1 pseudogene is annotated in these 522 nt (G+C 67.0%); it reads left to right on the forward strand.

Annotated features, from left to right (window positions below):
- Window positions 1-120 precede the first annotated feature (120 nt).
- Window positions 121-522 (forward strand): annotated as a pseudogene (locus tag AACY08_RS28660) (hypothetical protein); the annotation flags it as partial.

Genomic DNA, 522 nt, shown 5'->3' on the forward strand with positions numbered 1-522 from the left:
CGAGATCATCTCGTGGAAGCTCCGCTTCTTCGTGCCCGTCGGCGCGGACGGCGCGACCATCATCGGCAAGCTGATCGGCACCTACCCGATCCAGCGCGTCGGCGAGCGGGAGGCAGCGTGATGGCCCGTCTCGACGCATCCGATCTCGCGCAACGTCTCGGCCGACAGGCCGAGGCGGTGTGCCGCCATTATCTCAGCAATGGCCACCGTCAGGGCAACTACTGGCAGGTGGGCGACGCCCGTAACACTAAGGGCCGCTCGATGTACGTCCGGCTCAAGGACTCGCCCAAAGGCCCCGCCGGGAAATGGACTGACGCCGCTACCGGCGAGCATGGAGACCTCCTCGACGTCATCCGCGAGAGCTGCGGCCTCATCGACTTCAAGGATGTCGCCGACGAGGCTCGGCTCTTCCTCAGCATGCCACCACCAGCGCCGGAACCCTCCGCCTTCCAGCCGCTGGCGCCCGCACCACATGGATCGCCCGAAGCCGCACGGCGCCTCATCCGCATGTCGCAGCCGATT

The organism is Pseudomonas sp. EL_65y_Pfl1_R83, assembly GCF_963970695.1.
Lineage (GTDB): Bacteria > Pseudomonadota > Gammaproteobacteria > Pseudomonadales > Pseudomonadaceae > Aquipseudomonas > Aquipseudomonas tritici.